Below are 20,747 nucleotides of genomic sequence, written 5' to 3' on the forward strand. Positions count from 1 at the left end.
GGCACGGGTCAGCGCCGTTCGGCGGCCTGTCCCGAGGTGGCCGCCCTGTTGCGCGGGGGCTTGCCTTCGTTCCTCTTCTCCGTGCCTACAAGAGCCGGGTTGGCGAGGGAGTCAGTGAGGCTGGGCGGTGGGGGAGGCGGGGGCGGGGGCGGGTTCCCCTGGTTCTGTGTGTCTGTCATGGCCGCCAGTGTGCAGCACGAGACTGACAGTGGAGAGGAGGATCCCGGCGGCGACAGCGGCCAAGGCGACCGTCCATCGCTTCGTCTTCCGCTGATGCAGGCGGGCGTTCTTCTCGAACATCCCCACCCGCGTCCCAGCAAGAGCCCCCAGCGTCGCGCCCTTCTCCGAGCGTGCGTAGGTGTCCAGGACATCCCTCGGCTTGATGTCCTCGTACTCAGCAAGGTTGAAGATCGAGATACCGAAGCCGACAGCCACCGCGTATGCCACGAAGGCCGCGACGCCGGTGAACGGCTCGAAGCTCCGGGAGGCAAGGAACTGGGCGCCTGTGGCCGCGAAGCCCACCAGAAAGACCGCCTTCGTGTCCACCTTCGCGCCCGACTCCGACTGTCGTGCCAGACGCGCCGCGAGTTCGCTGTTGATCAGCTCCAGGGTCTCTTTCTGGTCCTTGAGCTCCTGCGGCGTCATCGTCATGTCCTGAGCGTATGAGGCACGGTCCAGCGGTGTGGTCGCGGTGCGCGAAGCAGACGGCGGCCCGGGATCAAACAGCAGCGGCTCCGGGCGAAGAAGCCGGGGCCGCTGTCGAACGGGGCAGAGCGTCTGGGTCAGGCAGAGCTCACGACGATGCCGTTGACGCGCGCGACGAACTCCCCCGCGCGGACATTGGCCGCCGCGTCCAGGCGCTTCTGAAACTCCTGGAAGTCCTCAACCGGTTCGCCGTCGGCCTCGTACGCCCACTCTTCGACAGGGGCGTCGATGAGAGCGGCCTGGAGGTTCGTGAGCAGCTTCGCTCCGAGGGGAGTTGGGCTCGCGGACGGGTCGACCGGGTACTCAACCGACCATCTGGTGTGTGCCATACCGTGGACACTAGTCGGTGCTCCGGCCGACGGTTCAGACCGGCTGCCGGTGGTGTGACGCGGGGCGGTAGCTCGGATCTCCGCCAGGACGATGCCGGTCGCCGGGTCGCGCCACCGGGACGTACAGGCCCCAGTCGGCGTCACCGGCCGTAGGCCAGTCACCAGACCATGGGACGTCGGTGGTCATCGGCTCCAGCCCTGCGAGCGGACCACCCACGAGTCGGATGTTCATGATTTTCTCCTCCGGCGGGAGCTTCCCACTCACCCCTTGGTGGGGCTCAGCGCCCCAAGGACAGCACCCTGGTGCCGGCGACCTCCGTTCCGGTCCAGCCGACGGGCCGACGGCGGGGGCGACGCGGCGGGCCGGCCGACGCGCCCCGATCCCCGGCCGCGGCCGTACCGCCCATCCCGCCCGTCCCTTACTCCTTCACTCCAGCCAGGGGACATGGGTAGAGCGGCCGCAACGGGGATGTCAGCACCCCGACCACGGCGAAACCGCGTGGTGACCTGCGCGAACGCGAAGACAGTCCCTTGGGCCGCGCAACAGTAGGCGCAACTCATGTCGCAACAGTCAGGCCGCAACCCTTACCGCAACCCCGTGCTCTTGGTCGCCCGAGACGTCCCGCCGGGCGGTCCCACGAGTGAGGCTGCGTATCGGACGTTTCCCAGATCAGGTCAGGTCTGCTGCTGCACCGGGCGTCCGACGGTCCACAGGTCACCGGGGGCGCGGACGAACGCGCCGTGGGTCTGCATATCCCGCTTCAGCTGCGCGGCGGAGATGATGTGGCCGCGCCGAGCGAGCGCGTCGCGCAGCTCGCCGGGCGTCAGGGGCTGGCCGCAGCGCGCGAGGTACCGGGCCGCGCGCTGCTCGCTGGTGGGGTAAGCCGGGGGTTTCACCACCAGGAGCGAGTTGCTGAGCGCCCGGTACTCGGTCATCCCGGCTTGCGCCAGCTCCAGCAGCGGCTTTGCCGCACCCCCCGCCTGCGACAGGCGGCGTCTCCAGTTGTCGCGGGTCAGGTAACCGTGGCGGTGGCACCACCACAGCAGCCCGCTCACGGCGGCCGTCGCGGCCAGCGGGTTGTTCGCGGCGACGACCGCCAGGCGGTGAACGCCTGCGCCGAACAGCTGGAACGCGATGTCGATGAGTACCAGCGCGTTCGCGGCGGTCGCTTCCAGGCCGGCCATGCGCAGCACGCTCTCTGCGACAGGGATCCAGTCGATGACGGCGTACCCGAAGCGGGAGAAGACGCTGTCCTTGGAGACGATGACGCACGGCCCCAGAAACTCCGCGAGCGCCATGGTGGGCGCGTCGTCCGGGTCGCCCTGGTACTTCCGCGGCATCTTGGGATCGACCCGAAGAATGTGCCGGGTCTGCGGGGCCAGGTGGTCGCGGATCTCGAGGTCGACCACTCGAAGGGCGGGCAGGATCTGCTCATTGAGTACGCGGCGCGCCTGACCTTCCGATGCGTCGAGGTCGGCGGCCACTTTGGCCAGGTGTTCGTCGGCTTCGCCAGGGACGTGCGCGGCGATGTACGGGGTGGCACGGCCGGTGACGGCCAGCGCGGTGACCCGGTCCTGCCGACCGCCGTGCTTGGCCAGGGCGCAGGCTTCGACCAGCAGCGCGTTGGTGTCGAGAATGGGCAGCAGCATCCGCCGGTCCAGCACCATCGGGTTGAACGCCGATCCGGAGGGGATCAGCAGTGGCGGTGCCGCACCGGCACGGTCGAGCGTCATGGATCAAGTGTCGCCAACGCCACTGACATCCGTGCGCGATTTTCGAGCCCGGACCGCCTGGGTGATGCCCCTCGGTCGTCGGCTGGAGCACAGCGTATGACCCTCGCTGGCGAGGGTGCACAACTGTGCCGGCCGCGTGCTCATGGTACGGATTCGGAGCGGGCCGACGAAAGAGCGCTGTACCACGCCCGCGCTGCGATTCTGGCGACAACAGGCCTGCCCCAACCGTTGTGACTAAGCACGCCAGTTGGCCACTCTGAGCACACGGTTGGCCGGAGTGGCGATCAGAACGGGGATACACCGTCCAGATAAGAGTCCCGGCTGGCAGGCTCGCTCCATGGCAGATGGCGTCGTGGGGGGTCAGGTCGCCGACCTTCGGACCGAGTGCGAAGAACAAGCCCGGAAAAACCGCTTCCGTCGGCAGTTCTGGCGGTTCACCCATGCCGCGCTTGGACTGCCCGCTGCCGTACTGGCCGGGATCTCGGGCGCAACGGGGCTCTCCTCAGCAGATGCCCGTATCCCGGCGGCCGTGCTGGCGCTCGTCAGCGCGGGACTCAGCGCTGCTATCGCCTTCCTGAAGCCGGAGGTGCATCAGCGCGCGGCTCACGCACGCCGCAGGGCCTACCTGGCATTGGAAGTGGAGGCCCGCTTCGCGCTGACACGGGCGGCATCCAGTGGGGAGCCCGTACCTCTGACCGTCTACAGGAATCTACTGGAGCGCCGCAGGATGATCATCGCCGGTCAGCTCGATGAACTTGTTCAACGGATTGCTGTGGGGGAAGGGCCTGCCGACGCAGCAGTCAGCGAGTAAAGAGTCCCGTGCGGCGGGTTCGTACAACTCCCGGAGCAACAGGCCGACTCCGAGTGTCGAAGTGCCAATTGGCGTGCTCAGTCGCACCGGTCCGGGCTCGCAGACTGTTCGGGACTCGGCTACAGGTCGAACTCGAGGTGCTCGATGTCCGTGAAGCGGACCTCTTCCAGGCTTCCGGCGCGGCGGCTGCCATCCTGGAAGTACACCTCCTTGAGCGCTTCGGCCGCGATCCCCTTGAGCTCGCGGTCGCCGGCGCCGGCCTCCTGGGCGTCGAAGAGGCGGGCGGCGTAGCGGGGCGGGAGGGCGACGGTCAGGTGGCGGATGCGGTCGTGGTCTGTCGAGCCGATTGGGGCGGTGTAGCCAAGGCGGGCGCGGGTGTCGATGACGATGCCGCCGGTGGTCGCCGCCTTCTTGCGGACCTTGGCCCGGACCTGCGGCTGCCAGCGGGCCTTCACCTCGCGTTCCAGGCGGGCTGCGAGATCCGGGCGGGGCTTCTTGATCTGGTCTTTCACATACCGATCGACGGCGCGCTGGGAGATCCGCAGCATCTGGGCGACCGCCCTGGTGCTCTTGAGCTGCTGGACCTTCCCCGCGAACGCACCTGGCCCTTCGGGAGTAGCACGTCCGGCGTTCGGAGAGGAAACGGGAAACAGTGCCATCTGCCTTGTCCGTCCAGTCAGGGGGCCGCATTCTTTCGTGCAGCAACCTCTTGCACGGGATGGACGGTCTGGAGGTTTCCGTGCCGCAGCCGTCCGGCGAGTTCGGCGAAGAGCTGAGGAAGCGGCGCTTGGGCGCCGGCTTGAGTCTCACAGCGTTGTCCGCCGTCGTGCACTACAGCAAGGCGCAGTTGAGCAAGGTCGAACGAGGTATTAAGGCGCCCAGCCGTGATCTGGCCCGGTTGTGCGACGCCGCCCTGCACGCCGGCGGTGCGCTGATCGGCTTGGTCGCCCCGCCCGCAACTGGTACGTCGAAGGAACCGGCTCGCTACGGAATCGATGAGGAGGAGTGGGTGATGCGGCTGCCGCCGGGTGGTTCGAGCTGGTTTCAGCCCGTGGGTCGGCGGGAGGTCGTGAGTGCCGGGGCAGCCTCGTTGGTGAGCTGGGGTGCGGGCAGCCGGGGCCGGGTATCGGCGACTGGGGGTGCCGGAATGTTGGATGCTTCCCGGTCACTGTTCACGCACTACAGGCGACTCGGCCAGAGCGTTGAGCCCGGTTTTCTGCTGCCGGGACTGATAGCGCAGACCCATACCCTGCGGGAGCTGTCCGCGCACGTGGATTCCCGCACCCGCCAGGAGTTGCTGGCGCTGGGGTCCCGGTATGCCGAATATGTCGGCTGGCTGGTGCAGGAAACGGGCGACGAGCAGGCGGCGCTGTGGTGGACGCAGCGTGCAGTGGACCTCGCCGCGGCCGGTGGCGACCGGGCACTGGCCGGGTACGCGCTCGTCCGGCGGGCCCTGGTCACGCTGTACCAGGACGATGCCGAGCAGACCGTTGCTCTGGCACGTCAGGCGCAGAGCGGCACGCTCCCGCCGCGAATACGGGGGCTTGCCGCGCAGCGTGAGGCGCAGGGACACGCTCTCGCCGGCGATTTCGACGCGTGTCTGCGTGCTCTGGACCAGGCCCGGACACTGCTCGCCCGCCAGGAAAGCGAAGGCGACGCTCCGGTGATCGGCAGCATGCATCTGCCTGACTCGGTCGGCATGATCACCGGCTGGTGTCTGTTCGACCTCGGCCAGCCGCGGCAGGCAGCCGAGGAACTGAACCGCCAACTCGCACTGGTATCGCCTGATGCGGTGCGCACGCAGGTGCGCTACGGCGTCCGCCGGGCGCTGGCGTACGCGTCGCACGGCGAGATCGACCAGGCCTGCACATTGGCGGCGCCGCTGCTCGACGGGGTGACGGCCGTCCGATCCGCGACCGTGACGATCGACCTCCGTCGCCTCGCCCGCGTCCTGGCCCGCCACTCCGGCCACGCCCTCGTACGCCAGCTGGAGCCACGCCTGGCAGTGCTATCCCGACTCCCGGTCTCCTGAGAGGAACCTGGCATGCCCGACGTGTTCATCAACTACCGCACAGGGGACGGCAATGACATCGCCGCCCTGATCGACACCGAGCTTGCCAACCGTTTCGGCAAGGACCGGGCGTTTCGCGCTTCGAGGTCCATTGCTCCGGGCGCCCTCTATCCAGACGCCCTCCTCATGAGCGTGCGCCGCAGCGCACTGCTGCTGGCGGTCATCGGGGCCGACTGGATCAACTTCCAGTCCAGGCTGCGCGACCCGGAGGACTGGGTCCGCAAGGAAATTGAGGAGGCGTTCAGCTGCGGAGTGCCGGTGGTGCCCGTCCTAGCAGGCAGAGGGACGGAACGCCTGCGCAAGGCAGAACTGCCGGACGAGCTGGCGAGGCTGGCCGAACTGCAGTCCGTGCGGTTGGACACACAGAACGCCGAAGCGGACTTGAAGCGCCTGGGCGACCTGGTAGCCGAGATGGTTCCCGAGCTGTACGACCTCGAACACGGCGAAGCACCGCCCCCCGGTCCCGGTTCCGTGTCCAACTCGGCCGGTGACGTCAGTGGAACGGCGGTGCAGAGCCGGGACTTCACCGGGGATGTCGGCAACACGGTGATCAAAGGGGCGACCGGTCCCGTGCATGCCGGGCAGGGGAACATCTATCAGAACTCGCGCCACCTTTCGGGTGACCGGCACTACTCGGGTAACGGCATGACGAACATCGAGGGGAATCAGCGCGGTGACATCCGCCACCGGTTCGAGGACTCGAGTCGGCCCGAGGGCGACGAACGGTGAGCAATGGGTCCACCACGCACGTCGAGCAGCCCTCCGGCCCCGTACACGCCGGCCCGGGCACCCTCAACTACACCGTCAACATAGGCCTGGGCGACCAGGACAGGCCCGGCCGAAGTCCACGTCGCATCGCCGATGACCAGCTCCGCTTGATAAGGCGGCAGTTCGTCGATCCATGCGGAATGGGAGTCGCACGCCGTCTGCGAGACGACAGCAGGACGGTGATCCTGCACGGCGCTCCCGGCAGCGGCAGGACCGCTGCGGCACGCGTCCTGCTGTACGAGGTTCACCAGGACACCGGTATCTTCCGCGAGCTGCTTCCCGGCGAGGAGGAGGGTGCCCTCACCGATCCCGAACTGGTCGGCGCCGGCGACCGGCTGCTGTTGAACCTTGCCGAGGCGGACGTCTCCCAATGGGCTCAGATGCGTACGGACCTGTCAGCGCTGCGGACAGCCGTGCAGGAGCAGCAAGCGCACTTGGTGGTCGTCATGCCGTATGACGGCATGCTGGAGTCCCATCTCCAGCCCTACCGGGCCGACATCGCTCGCCCACCAGACATCGAGGTCTTCCGACGCCATCTGCGGCTTCACCGGATACCGCCCGAGGAGTACCTGCGCGACGCACCAGCGTTGGATGCGTTCCTGGCGGAACAGCCGCCGGTGGAAGAGATCGCACTCTTCGCCGACCGAGTGCGCAGAGCCCGTGCGGCGCATCCGGTTCACGACGGGTTCCCCACCTGGTGCGAACGCTCCCGTGACGCACGCAAGCAGTGGCGCAGGGAAGTCGCCGAGCTCGTCGCGAAGCAGAAGGCGGCATCGCAGCGGGCGCTGCTGTTGGCGACCGCCATGCTGCATGGCGCCCACGCTGACGTCATCCACCACGGTGCAGCCCTCCTGCTGCGCATCCTCGAGACGCCGAAGGATGAGGCGCCCCTGCTCGAGGGCAAGGACCTGTTCGAGCGTCTGGCCGAGATCGGTGCGGCAGCCGGGCCGGACGGCCATGTGCGGTTCGACAGGATGGACTTTGACGCCGCGGTCCGGGCCCACTTCTGGGACCACATGCCCGACCTTCGGCATCACTTCAGTACCTGGACCCTCCACAGCACGGAGCTGGACGATCCGCACGTCACCCTCGGCCTTCGCACCAGGCTGGTGAGCCGGCTCGCCAAGCAGTATCTGCGCACTGGGCGGGGAATCGACCTGGCCTTCCTTGCAGAGGAGTGGAGCGCCGCACCCGCAACCCGTGCCCGCCGGGAGGCTGCCATAGGCGCACTGGCTTGCGGTCTCCACGATCTGCGTTACGGCCAAAGCCTGCGCACGCTCGTCCGCGATTGGTGTGCCGGGAAGCAGCTGACGGGCACTCTCGCGCATGTTCTTCTTCGCGTGTGCACCGACGTGATCGCACCCACCCATCCCGATCAGGCCCTGACCCGACTGCATCACCTGGCCCGCCGGGAGCGCGGCGCGACCCCTGCTCTCGATGCTCTGTGCGACCTTGCAGCGACCAGTGCCCGCCTGCGACGGCGCCTGCTGGACCGCCTCACCCGCTATCCGTCCGCACCGAACGCTGACGACACTCGCATCTTTCTGCGGATCTGCGACCCGGCGGCCCTGACCGACCCGGGAAGTACACCGAGACCACTCATCGACGAGAAGGCCGTCCAAGCCTCAGTGGTAGCGGGCTGGGCAGAGGTACTCACGAAGATGCAGCAGTCCCACTGGCAGCCATACGCAGAACGATGGCTGCACACGGCCTGTGCAGCCGACAACCACCGCGACCGCCTGCTCGCTCTGCTGGTCGATGCCGCGGGCCGAGACGGCAGCATTCTCGCCGCGCTGTACTCCACAGCCCGCGCCGCAGAGCCTGCCGCGCCCGGTGGGCGAGCACGCGGAACCGCGATTACCGAACGGCTGCTGCAGACGATCTCCACGGCCCAGGGCTTGTACCCGTCGGCCGCATCAACTCCATCGGCACCGCCCAGGGGGACTACACGATGACCGCCGGCTGGAAAACGACGACGATATTTCTCGCCGTCCTGTGTGCCTTGCTATCGACGATCCTCGGCCTGATGCAGGAGTGGCCTTCATGGGCATGGGCTGCTGTGGCCGTTGTCGTCGTCGGTGTACCAATGGCAGCCTTCAAGATCGCTGCAATGCGTCGCGGCTCCCTTCCCGCCGACTTCGCAAACTTCGTGCCTGCGGCTCCGATCGAGCGAAGGGAACACCAAGTCAGCGGCGTCGCACTGCCGAGCCATTGGCCCGACTACGACTTCATCTTCTCCGCGACCGTTCGCTGGCATCCTCTGGAGGCCCGCGGCGACCACTGCGTTCTCAATCCCGCGGGGCTCGCTGTCGAGGCGGTGCTGGACCGTGCCCGCGCCCTCACCGAGCAACGCGACCCCGGGCGGCCCTCATTCGTCCAACACGAACTCAGCGGTGTCCTCAGCACACTTCGTCCCGACCCCACTGGACACCTTCAGGTCATGGCGGAGAACATCACGCTCACCTTGCAGGAATCAGACCAGGAACGTCTGGACAAACTCGCTGAAGTCCGCAAGGACAAGGCGGTGTGGGAACACCAGCGCAAGTACGAACAGAGCAAGCGCGAATACCTGGGCGACGACGTGCTCAAGGACACGGGCAGCGCGGTGGTCTGGTGGCTGGCCAAGAACGACAACCAGATAGAGAAGACCGTGTCAGACCTCGGTCTCCTTGCCCAGCTCACATCGGCCGCCAACGACACCGACATACCCGAACGACTTCAGGACCTCATCTCCACACCCACTGGGCCTTCGACCCCCGTCGTCGAACGGGAGCCGACCACCGCCGACCATTTCGAAGCCTTCCTTACCGGCATGGGCTTCACCGACGGGGATGTACGACGGGGAATGCTCACCAAGCAGATCGCCGACATCATCAGGACCCAGGACAGACACGAGACCGCCGATGAACTCCTGCGCCGTTACGACCCGCCAGTTTCCTTCACCTCCGGAGCGGACGGCCAGCCGGAAGAGCCTGAACACCCCAGATGACGCAGATGCCGGCCAAGCACCTGGAGTCCGAGCTCTACTTGAAGGAGAACCATGGATAGCGAGTTGGCCGCATTGACCGCGTCGGGAGCGACCACCCTGGTCTCGCTCATGATCACCGATTCCTGGACGCACGCCCGCGAGCTCCTACGGCGGTTCCTCTCACGCAGCGATCCAGGCAACTCCACGATCACCGGCCTAGACGCCGCGCGGGCCCGGCTACTCACCGCCCCCTCCGCAGACCATCCACACCTGGTCCGCGACACCGCCGAACAGTGGGACGCCTACCTACGGCATCTACTGGAAGTCCGAACCATCTCCGGCACCGAACTACGCACCCTCATTACAGGGTTGCAGCACCTCCAGAGCGAAGCAGAGCGGCCGGGCACCGTACACAACACCATCAACGGCGGCGTACAGCACGGCCCAGTCATCCAATCAGGCCGGATCACCGGACTCACCATCCACGCCCACCAACCCGATCCGCCACAGGGCTGAGACGTCATCCGCTCCCCGAGCCGGCGATGTAACGCAGGCACGAACTCCGGCTAACCGTCCAGGGGCGCGGGCTATTCCAGACATAGCTGCTACAGCTCGAACTCGAGGCGCTCGACGTCCGTGTACCGGACTTCTTCAAGGCTGCCGGCGCGGCGGCCGCCGTCCTGGAAGTAGACCTCCTTGAGCGCTTCGGCCGCGATTTCCTTGAGCTCTTGGTCGCTGGCGCCGGCTTCCTGGGCGTCGAAGAGGCGGGCGGCGTGGAGGGGTGGGAGGGCGACGGTCAGGTGCCGGATGCGGTCCTGATCGGTGGAGCCGATCGGGGCGGTGTAGCCGAGGCGGGCTCGGGTGTCGATGACGATGCCGCCTGTCGTCGCCGCCTTCTTGCGGGCCTTGGCCCGCACCTGCGGCTGCCAGCGGGCTTTCACCTCGCGTTCTAGACGTGCAGCCAACCGCCACCCCGTACACCAACAAGCCCCCCTTCAGGCGTCAACTGGGCTGCGGGGGAGGAAGCGGCGTGACCACCGAGCAGCATGACGCGTATGGGGAAGAGCTGGCCCGGATCAGCCAGCACCAGAGCGAGGCCACGACGGCGAGGTTCACGGTCTTCCAGGCCCTGGCCGCCGTCGGGATCGCGCCCGAGCAGGCCGATGAGATCGTGTCGCAGCTGGAGGCCGGGGCGGTGGCCGGGGCGCACACCTGGGTGTCCGAGAGCAGCGCCCCACACGGATCCGAGCAGCGCTTTGAGGACGGGTGGTGGGCGTGCGGGCGGTGTCGAGTCTGCTGCTGAGCATCGCCGACACCACCGCCGCTCAGCGGGGGCGCGCCGCCTCCCACGCCCAGCTGTGCGCCCCCCTCCAGCAGCGGGTGTCCCCGGCACCCGACGTCCAGGCGCCGGCCCCGCCCCCCGTCCCGGACCCGGCCGCTGCGTTCGATGCGGCGGGGGTCCGGGCGGCGGCGCTGCGGTGTACGTGGGCCCTGAGCGACCCAGGCACCTGGTTCCCACCTGAGGCGTCGGACGAGGTCCTGGCCGTGGCCCTCAGCGCTGTACGCGAGGACGAGCGGGCCGGGTACGCGCAGCGCCTGGAAGCCTTCACCGCACAGCACCGCGAGCGCCTTCAGGAGATGCTGCGCGGGTGGGGGCCGGCCAGTACGCCGCGAGTCACGACCGTTGCGCATTGGCCGGTCAGCCCGAGAGCCTGATCATCTGTGAACGGATGGAGACCGTCCCGTTCCTCCTGCACGGCCGGTGGGAGAAGGAGCTGGAGGACACCCTTCTGGACGACCTCGAGTTCGTCTGGGGACCGCGCACCCGGCTGGGCCGGTGAACCTCTGTGGCGGCCCGGACGTGTGGTCGACGACGCAATGACGGTGTGAGCCACGACACACGGCCTTGAGGCTACCGATCAGAGAAGGCGGAGGCGTATGTTCCGTTTACTCCGCGTCGGCGCCTCCGAGGTGCCGGGCCCGCCGGTCTTAGCTAGGCGGCGGGCCCCGCGGGGGCCAAAGGCCAGGCCGATCGAGCCTGGGAGGGCGTCCCGCGCGTGACTGCGCAGCACGCGCCCTCAAGAGCAGGGGTGCTGGGGCCACGGCAGCGGCCGGGCTTGAACGATCAGAGTTGTACTGACACCCACCCCCTGCGGCCGTCCGACGGCGGGACCCGGACGGCAGTGAGATGCCCCGGCCACCATCCCCCCCGTGGCCGGGGCATCTCACTGCCTCATAGGTCCAGCCCCGTCCCCTGCCGTCACGGCTGCGTTGCCAGGCCGCCCCGGCGGGTGCCGGGCGGGCGCCACTTCATCGCGGTGCGGACAGCGCGCGGGGAAGCATTCACGCTCTACCCGGCGTGACTGCTGCGCAGGCGTGTGGAACGGCGGCGTGGGCGGCGGACAGGCCGCATTACGGCCCGCAGGACACGGAACACGCCGGGGCGCTGCAGGTGGCTGATCATCGCAAATTGGTAGTGGCCCATGGCATCGGCGTATGCCTTCAGGTCGGCCGCGTCGATGGCGGCCACCGCCGCCTTTCCCCAGCGGCGAACGTCTTCGGGCATCCGTGAGGTCGTCAAGCAGGTGAGCGTCACCTCTCTGCGGGCCGCGCGTTCTTCTTCCATGATGCTGCCCGGAACACACGGCCAGACGCTGGTGGCGTAGGCGTCGACCTCCAGGCTCCCACGGATCACAAGGGCGCTCGCGGAGGCGGTGGCGTCCAAGTAGTGCTCGACGTCCAGCCGCTTGCGATACAGCATTTCCCCCGCCGCGAAGAAGACACCGGCGGTGACGGTGACCGTCACCAGCCACCGCCACACGCTCATGGGACCGTAACTGAGGCTCTCCAGCATTAGGACGGCAGCGGAACCGACGCCGGCGCCCCAGAGCGCGGTGATCCCAGCGACCCAAAGACGACCAGGTATATGTATATGAGGCATGCGCAGATGGTGACTTTCCGTGCCGACAGCGCTGTGTGCAGGGTGTGTGGCTACTGCACGTCGGCGTTCTCCAGCGTCTGTGTCATGTCGGTGGTGCCGTCGAGGCCGCCGACCCCCTTGCGGGCCGCGACGAGCCGGCCGTTCTGGACGACCTGCAGGGTGACGTCGGCGTTGACCATGCGCGGAAAGCCGGCCGCAGCCAGCCGACTGGAGTAGCTCCAGTGCAGGGCCGGAGTGAGACCGCCGGTGGAGACCCGCAGGCCGTCATCGAGGGTGCGCTGCACGGAGTCGGCGGTCATCTCACCGGTGCCAATCCTGTCCAGGACGGCCTTCAGTACGGTGTAGGCGATCCAGGTGGTCTGCACTCCGGCATCCGCGGGGTCGATGCGATTGTCGCCGAAAGCCTCCTCGTCGATCACCTTCTTCAACGCATCCCACCGCGCGTCCGACGCCGGCGGATACCAGCCGGTGATGTACGCCCCCTCGTACGGCCCCGCCGCCCCGCCCGTCGCGTTGATCACGCTCTGGTCGACGCTGCCCAGCACGGTGGCGAGCCGCACCGAGGGGAAGTACGGGCGGGCCCGCCGGAAGGAGTCCACGAAGGTGTCGGTGCGGTCCCCGAGCAAGGGGACCACACAACCCTTCTTCGCGAGGCCCTTACTGGCGTAGCGCAGCGCCCGGTCGGCCTGACCGTCGTACTCGGTGGCATCCTCCTCGGCGAGCTGGTCACCCGCCCGCGCGTGCCCGCCCGCCTTCAGCCCGGAGTCCAGCAGCACATGCAGCTGATCGCCGGCGGCGCTGTCCGGGCGGACCAGGGAGATGTTGCCGCAGGACGCCGCGAGGGCCTTGCCGAGTCCGGCGAGCAGGGCCGGCTGACCGCCGTTGACCGGATACGACATCTGGCCGGTGAACTCGTCGTTGGTGACGCCGTAGCCGCCGATGTAGGCGATGCCCGCGCTCTCCAGTGCGGCGGAGTAGGAGTCGGTGAACTGGCTGTAGGAGCCGACGACCGCGACCACGTTCTCGCGGGCCGCGTACCGGGCGCACTTGGCGGCACCCACGCTGTCGTTGTGGTCGTTGCAGGTCAGCACCTGCAACTTGCGGCCGCCCACGCCGCCAAGCGCGTTGACCCACCTGGCGTAGGCCAGAGCCATCGCCGGCATGCCCGGCTTGTTCGTGGCATCGGTGCCCTGCGGCGCCCACGTCATCACCTTGACCGGGTCCCCATCCCCAGAGCCCCCCATGACACCGGGAAGAACCCCGCAACCGGCGGTGAGCGACACACACAAGGCCACGACCCCCGCGCTCAGAGCGCCGGCCCTGCGGGGACGGAACGACGAATGGAGGAAAGTACTAAAAAAGCGTCGCTTGCCGATCATGTGAACGCACGATTCCCTCACGCAACTAACCGGCAAGTACCTTTGAGTAAACGAAAGGTTACATAGAGGTGAATTGCCGGGGGCCTGTGGGGCCGACCGGGAACCAGCGGAACAGGGCCACAGCACGGTCACCGGAACGGGGAAGCAGCTCGTCCGACATCGGCATGCACTGGACTGACGCAAGCGGCAGACGGCCAGACCGTGTTCGAGGTCTCAACTCATCACCAGCGAGCCCCCCACCAGCTCGGTCCGGTTCCCGGCGTCTTCAGGCAGGGCCAGGACCTCGCTAACGGTCCACGGCCCGACATGTCCTTCGGCTGAAACGCTCACCTGTCCCTCCTGAGGCCGGCCACCTGTGCCGTGGCGAGCGGGTACCTGTCTGCCCGCAGCTGGTGGAGCGGCGGCTGGGCTTCATGTCGGGGCCGGGCGTGCCCAGCCCGGCCCCGAGGACAGCCAGGCAGGGGGCTTCTGCACGGCCGCCTGAGCGCCGGTGAGCCTCCCGGGTTTTCGCAGGTCAGGCCGACCGCTCCCACTGGGCCAGTTGTTGGCGGAAGCGGCGGACTGCCAGCCAGCGGATGATGGCCGGGGCGAGGTAGCCGCCGAGTATCAGCACGACAGCGGCCGCGAAGGTGCCCCAGGTGCCGATCAGGCCCTGCCCGATGAGCACTCCGCCCACCAACAACAGCGCCACCGCGACCGCCAGACGCTGGTCACCGTCCCGCATATGCCTCCCCGTGACCTCCCCATGACCCCCCAACCTTTGCGTCACGGTCCGGCGGCACCATCACTCAATGGCGGTATCCGGTCGCCACATAGTCAATGCTGCCCCAGCCTCGGCGGCCGGTCGCAGAGCCGGATACGACCTTTCCGTACGCCCACCAGTCATCGCCGGAGATGCCCCAGCACTCGGCGTAGAAGTCCGTGTTCTTCGGCAACACCATGACCGAGCGGGAATGCCTGGAACGGCCCGCGCGCAGGTGTACGGCGTCGGTGGTGTGGGGCTGCGCGGGTGCGGCCTGGGTGTTGCAGGCCCGGGGGCGGGGCGTGGTGTGCGGCGCGGCGGCCGGGGCCGGCGCGCTCGCGAGGGTGGTGAGTACGGCGCCTGTGGCGGCCGCCGCGCGGATCAGTCGTTGGATCATGCCCGGCCAACGTGCGGGCCGGGCTGCGGGTCGCGGACAGCGGGCGGAGATCACCCGCGTGAGGCGGCCGCGCCGCTGCAGGTCAGCCGGGGACGAGGGCCGGGATCGGTTGCGTCTGCTGCCGGGGGCCGGTCGGATCCTCGACCCTGACGGACAAGGCCGCCGTTGAGAGGGCAACCTGGAGACGTGGCCGCCAGAAAGACGCCCCGGTGCGGACAGTGCGGGACGCCGCTGCCGGATGGTTCCCGCAGGGGCCGCCGTTACTGCTCGGCGGCGTGCAGGACCAGGGCGTGGCGGACCGAGCGTGCCCGGCGGGCGGCGATCGAGGCCGGCGGGGAAGCATGGAAGGCTCTCCTCGAGGGCCGCCCTCACCCCTGGCCCCAGTTCCACTGCCCTGAATGCGCAGGCACCTGGTACTCCAGTCACACGCCGTTCGGGACGAGGAAACGGTCGGACAGTGTGTACTGCTCCGCCCGGTGCCGTGCCCGGGCCTGGCGCCGCCGGTCCCGTTCAGCAGGCGTTACGCCGTGACGCCTGCCCGTGACAGAAAACGGGAGGCAGGCTCCTCACGACCGCGCCCAGGCGGCGGTGAACACCGCGCCCCGGCTTACAAGGCGAACCGGGCGGGGTCTGGTGGCCTGCTACCAGGCGGACTTCTGGGCGACAGTGGCCGCAGTGGGCACCGCACCATGCAAGGAGACCGTTATGCGGATTCAACTCGCCGGGCTGCCGAAATGCTCACGCTGCCGCGGTGATCTCCTCATGAGCGCGATCGCGCCGGTGGACGACGCGTACGGCCGCCCCATCCACCTGGAGCTGTGCGCCTCCTGCGACACCGGCGACACCGGCCGGCCCGCGGCCGACCGCCTGGCACGCTTCTACACTGACGGCCACCTCAAGGACACAACCCGCAACACGGAAGCCGCCCGCCTGCTCAAGGAATGGACCCAGGAGTGCATGGCCGCCCACGGCTGGTACCTGCGGCCGAAACCACCCGACCGGCCCTGAACCCGGGGGAATCGACCTGATTGTCCCCGCCTCCCGCGAGGCAGGGACGCACGGGCTTCTTTGGGGGATGGCGGCGTCGAGTGGCGGGGGGCGCGCGGCCGCGGGCTGGACGCACGGGCCACGTGTGGGAATCGCTCGAGTGCGGCCCGGACCGCCGTTTACAGCACGGTCTGCGTACCGCCGATGCACACAGCCCGGCGGGCGGCGGGGAGCAGACTGACGGCGTGGTCGGCGCCGCGCAGCAGCTCAGCGGCGGGGATGTTGTAGTGGGCGGCGAGCCGGTCCAGGTCGGCGAGGGACCAGACGTTGACGCCGTTCTGCTTGCGGCTGATCTGTCCCTGGCTGAGTCCCAGACCGCGCCCGAGGTCGGTCTGCGTCTCCCCCGTCGCGAACATCAGCGCGGCCACAGTGAGCCGCAAATGCCGCTCTGTGCTGGTCATATGGGCATCCTCCCCCATCAGATATGCGGTAGCTGAATTTCCGCTGGTCGCAGGTTGAAGTCGAGCTGTTCAACGTCGGTGAACTCCACCTCCAGGCCGTGGGCGCGGCGGCCGCCGTCGCGGAAGCAGGCCTCGCCGAGTCCTTTCGCGGTGATGGCGCACAGCTGCTGCTCGGTGGCGCCGGTGGCCTGGGCGTCGAAGAGGCGGGCGGCGTAGGCGGGGGGCAGGGCGAGGGTGAGATGGCGGATCCGGGCGTCGTCGGTGGTGCCGGGTGCGGCGGTGAACCCGAACCGGGCGCGGGTGTCGATGACGATGCCGGTACTGGCCGGTTCTCAGGCCCGGACAGAGGGATAAACTGAGGATTCGCTTCACAGCGCGGTGGGGCTGGGAGCTGCGTGACGGCAGTTCCCAGCCCCACCGATCTGGGCCCTGGGCCCGTCAGGCTGAGATCCGGCGTGAAGTATCAGGGAGTGTGGCGGAACGGGCAGACGCGCCGGATTCAAGTCCCGGTGCCCTTCGCGGGCGTGAGGGTTCGACTCCCTCCACTCCTACCATCCACTGCTGCGCAGCAGCGGGGGCCGTACTGGTCATATGGGCCACTCCGATCAGGCATGCGCCGGGTGCATTCCGGCTGCTGGAGGGCTGGCTACAGGTCGAAGTCGAGCTGTTCGACGTCGGTGAACTCCACCAGCAACGCGTGGGCGCGGCGGCCGCCGTCGCGGAAGTAGGCCTCGCCGAGTCCTTTCGCGGTGATGGCGCGCAGCTGCTGCTCGGTGGCGCCGGCGTGCGCCGCGTCGAAGAGGCGGGCGGCGTAGGCGGGGGCAGGGCGAGGGTGAGATGGCGGATCCGGGCGTCGTCGGTGGTGCCGGGGGCGGCGGTGAACCCGAACCGGGCGCGGGTGTCGATGACGATGCCGGTGCTGGTCGCGGCCTGCCGGCGGGCCTGCTCGCGGACGCGGGGCTGCCAGCGGGCGCGCACCGCGTCGCCCAGGCGCTGCGCGAGGTCGGCGCGGGGCCGGCGGATCTGGTCCTTCACGTAGCGCTCCACGGTCCGCTGGGAGACGCCGAGCAGCTCCGCGACCGGGCGGGTGCCCTTGAGCTGGCGGACCAGGTAACGCATCTGCGCGCCTGCGGACTTCGGGATCGGGCGGGTGAACGCCTTCTGGGTGGCGCGGTCCAGGCTGTCGGAGACCAGACCCATGAACGGGCACCTTCTTTCAAGATCGCTGTACCGGGCTGTGGTGGCCGATCGCACAGTCCGGCGGGGGGAATTGACACTTGGAGGGGTGATCGGCCGCGAGAGAGACGCTCAGGGCGCCTGCGTGGCGGGCGAGGCGGCTGTGGTCACCCCAGGGGTGCTTATCAGGTGGCCGGGGTGGTGGAGGACGCCTGCGATGAGGAGGGTGAGGAGCGCGGTGGTGAGGCCGGCAGCGGTCCTTGTTCGGGTGCGGTTTTGGTGGTCTGAGGTCATGGGCGGGCCTCTGTCTTCTTGGAGTTGGCGGTTGTCTGGGCGGTGCTGAGACCAGTGAGCCAGAGCCGTGGGTACGCGAAAGCTGGCACTCCTCGGGGTTGTAATGGTGGGCATGGCACGAGGAGCGCCGAGTTCGGCTGATCTGCAGGTGGTACGTGAACTCGCGGCGCGTGGAGTAGTGGTGACGGCACGCCAGTTGGAGAGTTGGCGGCGGGCGGGGTTGTTGCCGCGGCATCGGCGGCGGGGGCTCGGGCGTGGCCGGGGGTCGGTGGTGGACGCGGTCGATCCGCTGGTGGTGGAGAGCGCGGCCGCGCTGGCGCGGCATCTTCGGCAGGGGCGTGATCGGCGGCTGGCCGTGCTGGAGTGGTTCGCCGAGGCTGGCACTCTGCCCGTGGAGCCGGAAGCGGTTCGGGTACCGGAGCCCCCGATCGGCACTGTGCGTCAGGCCCTGGTGTGGGTGCTGGAGCGCTCGGTGGCGCAGCGGCTGACGGAGCTCGCTCGCAGCGCCGCCGGGACGGGAGAGGAAGGACGGGACGCGCTGTATGCGGCCGCCGGCCGAATACCGGGACCGTACCGCCCGGTGGCACATCCCGCCCTGGTGCGTGCGGCGCTCGAAACCGGCAAGGACCTGCCGGCGGAAGCGGAGGGGCCGGACCTCAGAAGCGTGGTGCACCTGGTTGCCGCGATCGGCTTGGGCGGGCAGGAAGTCGGGGCGGATGCACTGGCCGAGGCGTTCACCGGGTTCAACCTGCACGGCCTGACGGTCGAGGACTGGCAGCAGAGGCTGAGTGCGGCCGAGCGTGGCAAGGGGCCGCCCGTGAACTGGGCGCTGTTCGAGCGGTACGCGGACGCGGTGGGCCCGATCAAGCGGGCCAGTGACGAAGAACTGGTGCGGGCCCGGACGGTACTGGTCGGCCTGCGCGGCTTCTCCTGCATGTACCTGCTGCACGGACTGTGCCTGCCGGAAACCCCGGCACAGGCTGCGCTACGGCAGCGGATCGACGACCTCGGCGTCTTCCCGCTCCTGGACCTTGTCATCGTCGCGGACCCCTCCCCCGGCCAGTTCGCCCTGGGCCTGACCGTCTGCCTCCAGCCGTTCTACGACAACCTCTACGAGACGCTCACACAACAACTCACTGTAAACACGGACATCTTCAGCATCCCCAGCGACGAGACCGGGCCCGCCGGCTTCAGCGAGGCGTGGATCCGCACCCTGCGCGAACCGGCGAACGCCGCACCGCAGGACGGCGGCGGCGCAGACAGCGGCCCCGGTGAACGACCCGGTTAAAAGATCTTGAGAGAGTCGGTACCCGTCTCGGCGCGCTCGCGCGATGTATCGGGCGACAGGCGAGTTCGACGAGGAACGGGGCGGTGGGAAGGTGCACGGGATGTGGGGGCCTGAGGGGGTGGGAGCCGCTCTGATCGCGGTGGTCGCGATCGGGCCGCGTGAGCGGCGGCGAGTGCAGCTGGCCCGGGAGCGTGAGCAGGAACTGCTGGCCGAGCTGGTGAGCGGGATCACCGAGGGAGGCCGTGAAATGCAAATACACCACGGCGGTGCGGCCGGCGCCTGGACGCTGCCGGGCACCGCTGGGGGTGGCACGGCCGGCCGGGAGGCGACCGTCGAGGCCACGGTCCCGGTGCGTGGGCATGCGCTCGTGGCCGGGCGGCGCCGGTGACCTTGCAGGATCAGTCCTGTGCCGGGCTGGTCCACCCTTCGGTCACGTCCTGACAGCGGGTGGGCCTCCCCATGAGGGAAGGCCCACGGGTCGGACGCCGGCCTGAGGGACCGGTGCCGGCTACCGCCGCCGGTAGGGGGTCAGCGGCGGTGTCCGCGGTGGTGGCGGCCCCAGGAGGCGTCGTCGACGAACCGGCCGCGGTCGTTGCGCAGGGTCGCGGTGTCGGAGTCGTTGTTCCACACGTACGCCCTCCGGTCCTGGAACAGGTCCCTGCGGCTGTCGCGGCCGACGCCGGTGTGGACGCGGACCGTGGAGCGGCCGTCCAGGCGGACGTGGCGGAAGGTGTAGGTGTGGCCGTCCTCGTCCCTGAGGGTCCAGCCGTTCAGGTTCACCGCGCGGCGGGTGGAGTTGGTGATGTCCACCCACTCCTGGTTCAGCGAGCGGTTGGAGCGGTCATCGCGGCGCGGGGAGTCGTACTGCACACCCGAGATGTACACCGCGGCGCGAGCGCGGCCCGGGTAGTGGTGATCGGCGGCCGCGGCCGGCAGTGCCACCGCGCCCACGGCAGCGGCCGCGACGGCGGCGATAGCGGTCATACGGACAGAGGAAGAAACGGACACAGGGTTCCCCTTCGTGCGCACACCCCGATCCCGGCCACGGCATGACGACACCGCAGGCCCACGGGGCGATGGTGTGGGTGCGCGGCCGGTCGGCCGCACACCCACACCCTGCACCCGCGATCTTCGCAATATGGGGGAAATGCGCATGAGGAGACGAATCCGCCGAATCTCTGTGACACTCGCATGTAACGGCCATCTATGCATAGAACGCACCACCTTGACAGGTGCTCAGGCGCAGCAGCCGCGACATTACGGGCCTGAGGCAACTATCGGTCGAGGCCCGCAGCCCCGCCGCCGGGATCGCGTTCACCCGAAAGTGAGTAACAGACACGATGAGGGGCCGCGGGCTCAGAGCTGGTGCATCGCCCTGGCCGCCCGCACGGGCCCCGGGAGGGGTTCCGGCGGAGAGGGCAGGATTCGAACCTGCGTGGACCCCGAAGAGGGGTCCGACCGTGAGGCGAGCTCGCTGGTCCCCGATCAACCACTCCGGGCACCTCTCCCTTGCTCCCGGCTGCCGTTACTGCCCGGCTGCCGTTCACAGGACCGACTGTGGCAGGAGCCGCTGACCGCGCCCTGACACGCTCACCCGATCCTTCACAGCGCATCACCCGTCGCCCCCCGGGGAGCACACGGCATGAGCGATCGGGCCGACAGAGTCACCGGGCGGAAGAAGCGCGCTTTCCGGCCA

General features: G+C 68.9%; 21 protein-coding genes, 1 tRNA gene and 4 pseudogenes. 12 read left to right on the forward strand and 14 right to left on the reverse strand.

Going from position 1 to position 20,747, the window contains the following annotated elements:
• Nucleotides 1–111 precede the first annotated feature (111 nt).
• From ABZ478_RS19300 to ABZ478_RS19310, 3 genes are all read right to left on the reverse strand, one after another.
• Nucleotides 112–651, reverse strand: a complete 540-nt coding sequence (locus tag ABZ478_RS19300) for a hypothetical protein (RefSeq protein WP_359550913.1) — start codon at nucleotides 649–651, stop codon at nucleotides 112–114.
• A 131-nt stretch (nucleotides 652–782) separates the two neighbouring features.
• The gene (locus tag ABZ478_RS19305; RefSeq protein ID WP_359550916.1) at nucleotides 783–1,034 is read right to left on the reverse strand and encodes a hypothetical protein; all 252 of its coding nucleotides are present in this window, start codon (nucleotides 1,032–1,034) and stop codon (nucleotides 783–785) included.
• Between the two features lie 675 nt (nucleotides 1,035–1,709).
• Nucleotides 1,710–2,768, reverse strand: coding sequence for a hypothetical protein (locus ABZ478_RS19310; protein WP_359550918.1), 1,059 nt, complete (start codon nucleotides 2,766–2,768; stop codon nucleotides 1,710–1,712).
• 337 nt (nucleotides 2,769–3,105) lie between these two features.
• On the opposite strand from ABZ478_RS19310, the gene ABZ478_RS19315 reads away from it, so the two are divergent.
• Complete coding sequence (locus tag ABZ478_RS19315; protein ID WP_359550920.1) at nucleotides 3,106–3,579, forward strand: hypothetical protein; 474 nt, start codon at nucleotides 3,106–3,108, stop codon at nucleotides 3,577–3,579.
• 119 nt (nucleotides 3,580–3,698) lie between these two features.
• Here the strand turns inward: ABZ478_RS19315 and ABZ478_RS19320 are convergent, their stop codons facing one another.
• A complete protein-coding gene (locus ABZ478_RS19320; protein ID WP_359550923.1) occupies nucleotides 3,699–4,238 on the reverse strand; it encodes an XRE family transcriptional regulator in 540 nt (179 codons plus the stop codon).
• Between the two features lie 59 nt (nucleotides 4,239–4,297).
• On the opposite strand from ABZ478_RS19320, the gene ABZ478_RS19325 reads away from it, so the two are divergent.
• From ABZ478_RS19325 to ABZ478_RS19345, 5 genes are all read left to right on the forward strand, one after another.
• Nucleotides 4,298–5,611: a helix-turn-helix transcriptional regulator gene (locus ABZ478_RS19325; RefSeq protein ID WP_359550925.1), complete on the forward strand. Its 1,314-nt coding sequence runs from the start codon at nucleotides 4,298–4,300 to the stop codon at nucleotides 5,609–5,611.
• Nucleotides 5,612–5,623: 12 nt separating this feature from the next.
• Complete coding sequence (locus ABZ478_RS19330; RefSeq protein WP_359550927.1) at nucleotides 5,624–6,379, forward strand: toll/interleukin-1 receptor domain-containing protein; 756 nt, start codon at nucleotides 5,624–5,626, stop codon at nucleotides 6,377–6,379.
• A gap of 218 nt (nucleotides 6,380–6,597) precedes the next feature.
• Entirely contained in the window at nucleotides 6,598–8,373 is a 1,776-nt protein-coding gene (locus ABZ478_RS19335; protein WP_359550929.1) for a hypothetical protein, read from the forward strand.
• Complete coding sequence (locus ABZ478_RS19340) at nucleotides 8,370–9,407, forward strand: hypothetical protein (protein WP_359550932.1); 1,038 nt, start codon at nucleotides 8,370–8,372, stop codon at nucleotides 9,405–9,407. The genes ABZ478_RS19335 and ABZ478_RS19340 overlap by 4 nt, the downstream gene beginning before the upstream one ends.
• Before the next feature lie 51 nt (nucleotides 9,408–9,458).
• The gene (locus ABZ478_RS19345) at nucleotides 9,459–9,902 is read left to right on the forward strand and encodes a hypothetical protein (protein WP_359550934.1); all 444 of its coding nucleotides are present in this window, start codon (nucleotides 9,459–9,461) and stop codon (nucleotides 9,900–9,902) included.
• An 89-nt stretch (nucleotides 9,903–9,991) separates the two neighbouring features.
• On the opposite strand, the pseudogene ABZ478_RS19350 reads toward ABZ478_RS19345, so the two are convergent.
• Nucleotides 9,992–10,351: pseudogene (locus tag ABZ478_RS19350) on the reverse strand (XRE family transcriptional regulator); the annotation flags it as partial.
• Between the two features lie 65 nt (nucleotides 10,352–10,416).
• Here ABZ478_RS19350 and ABZ478_RS19355 point away from each other — a divergent pair.
• Nucleotides 10,417–10,689, forward strand: coding sequence for a hypothetical protein (locus ABZ478_RS19355; RefSeq protein ID WP_359550937.1), 273 nt, complete (start codon nucleotides 10,417–10,419; stop codon nucleotides 10,687–10,689).
• Entirely contained in the window at nucleotides 10,671–11,102 is a 432-nt protein-coding gene (locus ABZ478_RS19360) for a hypothetical protein (RefSeq protein ID WP_359550940.1), read from the forward strand. The genes ABZ478_RS19355 and ABZ478_RS19360 overlap by 19 nt, the downstream gene beginning before the upstream one ends.
• Nucleotides 11,103–11,736: 634 nt before the next feature.
• On the opposite strand, the gene ABZ478_RS19365 is transcribed toward ABZ478_RS19360, so the two are convergent.
• The 4 genes from ABZ478_RS19365 to ABZ478_RS19380 all read right to left on the reverse strand — a co-directional run bounded on the left by ABZ478_RS19365 (nucleotide 11,737) and on the right by ABZ478_RS19380 (nucleotide 14,845).
• Nucleotides 11,737–12,213, reverse strand: coding sequence for a hypothetical protein (locus tag ABZ478_RS19365; RefSeq protein WP_359550942.1), 477 nt, complete (start codon nucleotides 12,211–12,213; stop codon nucleotides 11,737–11,739).
• A 164-nt stretch (nucleotides 12,214–12,377) separates the two neighbouring features.
• The gene (locus tag ABZ478_RS19370) at nucleotides 12,378–13,706 is read right to left on the reverse strand and encodes an ABC transporter substrate-binding protein (RefSeq protein WP_359550945.1); all 1,329 of its coding nucleotides are present in this window, start codon (nucleotides 13,704–13,706) and stop codon (nucleotides 12,378–12,380) included.
• A gap of 514 nt (nucleotides 13,707–14,220) precedes the next feature.
• Nucleotides 14,221–14,430, reverse strand: a complete 210-nt coding sequence (locus ABZ478_RS19375) for a hypothetical protein (protein ID WP_359550947.1) — start codon at nucleotides 14,428–14,430, stop codon at nucleotides 14,221–14,223.
• 64 nt (nucleotides 14,431–14,494) lie between these two features.
• The gene (locus ABZ478_RS19380; RefSeq protein ID WP_359550949.1) at nucleotides 14,495–14,845 is read right to left on the reverse strand and encodes a hypothetical protein; all 351 of its coding nucleotides are present in this window, start codon (nucleotides 14,843–14,845) and stop codon (nucleotides 14,495–14,497) included.
• Between the two features lie 705 nt (nucleotides 14,846–15,550).
• Between ABZ478_RS19380 and ABZ478_RS19385 the strand changes: the two genes are divergently transcribed.
• Complete coding sequence (locus tag ABZ478_RS19385; RefSeq protein ID WP_359550951.1) at nucleotides 15,551–15,853, forward strand: DUF6300 family protein; 303 nt, start codon at nucleotides 15,551–15,553, stop codon at nucleotides 15,851–15,853.
• A 158-nt stretch (nucleotides 15,854–16,011) separates the two neighbouring features.
• On the opposite strand, the gene ABZ478_RS19390 is transcribed toward ABZ478_RS19385, so the two are convergent.
• Together ABZ478_RS19390 and ABZ478_RS19395 are read right to left on the reverse strand one after the other, a co-directional pair.
• Complete coding sequence (locus ABZ478_RS19390; RefSeq protein WP_359550953.1) at nucleotides 16,012–16,293, reverse strand: helix-turn-helix domain-containing protein; 282 nt, start codon at nucleotides 16,291–16,293, stop codon at nucleotides 16,012–16,014.
• A gap of 17 nt (nucleotides 16,294–16,310) precedes the next feature.
• Nucleotides 16,311–16,616: pseudogene (locus tag ABZ478_RS19395) on the reverse strand (XRE family transcriptional regulator); the annotation flags it as partial.
• A gap of 143 nt (nucleotides 16,617–16,759) precedes the next feature.
• Between ABZ478_RS19395 and ABZ478_RS19400 the strand changes: the two are divergent.
• Nucleotides 16,760–16,847, forward strand: a tRNA-Leu gene (locus tag ABZ478_RS19400).
• A gap of 92 nt (nucleotides 16,848–16,939) precedes the next feature.
• Here ABZ478_RS19400 and ABZ478_RS19405 read toward each other — a convergent pair.
• Nucleotides 16,940–17,493: pseudogene (locus ABZ478_RS19405) on the reverse strand (XRE family transcriptional regulator).
• 382 nt (nucleotides 17,494–17,875) lie between these two features.
• On the opposite strand from ABZ478_RS19405, the gene ABZ478_RS19410 reads away from it, so the two are divergent.
• Nucleotides 17,876–19,051 carry a hypothetical protein gene (locus ABZ478_RS19410; protein WP_359550956.1) on the forward strand — a complete coding sequence of 392 codons (1,176 nt, stop codon included), beginning with the start codon at nucleotides 17,876–17,878 and terminating at the stop codon, nucleotides 19,049–19,051.
• Nucleotides 19,052–19,094: 43 nt separating this feature from the next.
• Nucleotides 19,095–19,439: a hypothetical protein gene (locus ABZ478_RS19415; protein ID WP_359550957.1), complete on the forward strand. Its 345-nt coding sequence runs from the start codon at nucleotides 19,095–19,097 to the stop codon at nucleotides 19,437–19,439.
• Nucleotides 19,440–19,579: 140 nt separating this feature from the next.
• On the opposite strand, the gene ABZ478_RS19420 is transcribed toward ABZ478_RS19415, so the two are convergent.
• Together ABZ478_RS19420 and ABZ478_RS19425 are read right to left on the reverse strand one after the other, a co-directional pair.
• A complete protein-coding gene (locus ABZ478_RS19420) occupies nucleotides 19,580–20,035 on the reverse strand; it encodes a lamin tail domain-containing protein (RefSeq protein ID WP_359550960.1) in 456 nt (151 codons plus the stop codon).
• 426 nt (nucleotides 20,036–20,461) lie between these two features.
• Nucleotides 20,462–20,559: pseudogene (locus ABZ478_RS19425) on the reverse strand.
• Between the last annotated feature and the right edge of the window lie 188 nt (nucleotides 20,560–20,747).

This window comes from Streptomyces sp. NPDC005706 (assembly GCF_040631045.1).
In the GTDB taxonomy this organism is placed as follows: domain Bacteria; phylum Actinomycetota; class Actinomycetes; order Streptomycetales; family Streptomycetaceae; genus Streptomyces.

Excerpts from the sequence above, each read along its gene's own strand:
- ABZ478_RS19300 (WP_359550913.1), bottom strand. The coding sequence starts at position 651 with ATGACGATGACGCCGCAGGAGCTCAAGGACCAGAAAGAGACCCTGGAG.
- ABZ478_RS19305 (WP_359550916.1), bottom strand. The coding sequence starts at position 1,034 with ATGGCACACACCAGATGGTCGGTTGAGTACCCGGTCGACCCGTCCGCG.
- ABZ478_RS19310 (WP_359550918.1), bottom strand. The coding sequence starts at position 2,768 with ATGACGCTCGACCGTGCCGGTGCGGCACCGCCACTGCTGATCCCCTCC.
- ABZ478_RS19315 (WP_359550920.1), top strand. The coding sequence starts at position 3,106 with ATGGCAGATGGCGTCGTGGGGGGTCAGGTCGCCGACCTTCGGACCGAG.
- ABZ478_RS19320 (WP_359550923.1), bottom strand. The coding sequence starts at position 4,238 with ATGGCACTGTTTCCCGTTTCCTCTCCGAACGCCGGACGTGCTACTCCC.
- ABZ478_RS19325 (WP_359550925.1), top strand. The coding sequence starts at position 4,298 with ATGGACGGTCTGGAGGTTTCCGTGCCGCAGCCGTCCGGCGAGTTCGGC.
- ABZ478_RS19330 (WP_359550927.1), top strand. The coding sequence starts at position 5,624 with ATGCCCGACGTGTTCATCAACTACCGCACAGGGGACGGCAATGACATC.
- ABZ478_RS19340 (WP_359550932.1), top strand. The coding sequence starts at position 8,370 with ATGACCGCCGGCTGGAAAACGACGACGATATTTCTCGCCGTCCTGTGT.
- ABZ478_RS19345 (WP_359550934.1), top strand. The coding sequence starts at position 9,459 with ATGGATAGCGAGTTGGCCGCATTGACCGCGTCGGGAGCGACCACCCTG.
- ABZ478_RS19365 (WP_359550942.1), bottom strand. The coding sequence starts at position 12,213 with ATGAGCGTGTGGCGGTGGCTGGTGACGGTCACCGTCACCGCCGGTGTC.
- ABZ478_RS19370 (WP_359550945.1), bottom strand. The coding sequence starts at position 13,706 with ATGATCGGCAAGCGACGCTTTTTTAGTACTTTCCTCCATTCGTCGTTC.
- ABZ478_RS19375 (WP_359550947.1), bottom strand. The coding sequence starts at position 14,430 with ATGCGGGACGGTGACCAGCGTCTGGCGGTCGCGGTGGCGCTGTTGTTG.
- ABZ478_RS19380 (WP_359550949.1), bottom strand. The coding sequence starts at position 14,845 with ATGATCCAACGACTGATCCGCGCGGCGGCCGCCACAGGCGCCGTACTC.
- ABZ478_RS19385 (WP_359550951.1), top strand. The coding sequence starts at position 15,551 with ATGCGGATTCAACTCGCCGGGCTGCCGAAATGCTCACGCTGCCGCGGT.
- ABZ478_RS19390 (WP_359550953.1), bottom strand. The coding sequence starts at position 16,293 with ATGACCAGCACAGAGCGGCATTTGCGGCTCACTGTGGCCGCGCTGATG.
- ABZ478_RS19410 (WP_359550956.1), top strand. The coding sequence starts at position 17,876 with ATGGCACGAGGAGCGCCGAGTTCGGCTGATCTGCAGGTGGTACGTGAA.
- ABZ478_RS19415 (WP_359550957.1), top strand. The coding sequence starts at position 19,095 with ATGTATCGGGCGACAGGCGAGTTCGACGAGGAACGGGGCGGTGGGAAG.
- ABZ478_RS19420 (WP_359550960.1), bottom strand. The coding sequence starts at position 20,035 with ATGACCGCTATCGCCGCCGTCGCGGCCGCTGCCGTGGGCGCGGTGGCA.